Source organism: Vibrio sp. 1069, from assembly GCF_033340555.1.
Genome location: NZ_JAWOWP010000082.1, coordinates 1 through 1191 on the forward strand (window position 1 = coordinate 1; position 1191 = coordinate 1191).

Consider the following 1191-nt stretch of genomic DNA (forward strand, 5'->3'; position numbering starts at 1 on the left):
AAACCCTGCCAAGTTGGCAGGGTTTTTTTATGCCTATTCCACTCATGCAACCATAGATTGTGAAACAAGATTACATAGAAAGATTGTGTCGAAAATCCAAACCTTCAGGTTTGCCTACCAACAGCAACGATGGACTCTCAAGGTTCACTTACGCCAACGACAGCGTGTAACTTAGGAGCAATGGCAACGTCAATACGCTAAAGAAGTTCCCAAACAACACCATGGATGCCACTGTCATCGGTTCGATATTCAGTCGCTCTGCAAATAGATAATTCATGACCGCCGGAGGTAGCATGGTGAACAGCACCATCATTTGTAGTTGCATGGTTGGTAAAGGAATAAACCAATAAATGATTGCAAACGCGATTGCGCCAGTCGTTAACGATTGAACGGTACACAAAACGCCAACTTTTAATCCATCCAGTCTTAGATGGCACATTTGTGAGCCAAGAGAAAGCAGCATTACCGGAACAGCGGCTTGCCCTAGTAGTGCTGTTGCTTCATACAACGGTGTCCATGCGCCAATACCTGATAAGTTCAAACATAATGCGAGCGATGCCGATAAGAAAATGGGCATCTTTATGATTTGTTTCAATGGATTCCCGTTACTTAACAACATCACACCTACGCTGATATGTAAGCAAGCTGATACTACAAACAGCAGTACAGCAGAAGAAAGGGCAACTTCGCCAAATGTATAAGTGAACAACGGTATCGCAAGGTTCCCGCTATTTCGAAACATATGAGGTGGAGCCCAAGCTTTAAATGTTAGCCCAGTGATTTTACAAATCGGAATCATGAGTAACCCCGGAATTAAAACCGCAATGATGGCGGCTAAGAGTAGGGGGCCTTGTTCAGAGTCGAGCGGCATGCTCACTAATGAGGAAAACACCAGAGCTGGCGTGAATACATCGATATTAATTCGATTGATGGGGCGAAAATCAGGTTTGATATAGCGCCCGACAAGATAGCCCACACCGACAAGAGCGAACACAGGAAAAAGAATATTAATGATCTGATTAATCATGGTCGCCTTAGTGTATATGAGGTAGATGTGCGCTTAGTTGGTTAATCAACTAAGTGGTAATCACAGTATCAAACCTTTATGCATTGCGTCATGGTGAAACAATGAGAACCGTGGATTAAATCAAGCTTTCTCAAAGCACATTAGCTATATGGAGTGGTCGTACC

1 protein-coding gene is annotated in these 1191 nt (G+C 43.5%); it reads right to left on the bottom strand.

What is annotated here, in order from left to right:
• Positions 1-148 precede the first annotated feature (148 nt).
• Positions 149-1027: an AEC family transporter gene (locus tag R7040_RS24560; RefSeq protein ID WP_005495507.1), complete on the bottom strand. Its 879-nt coding sequence runs from the start codon at positions 1025-1027 to the stop codon at positions 149-151.
• Positions 1028-1191 lie beyond the last annotated feature (164 nt).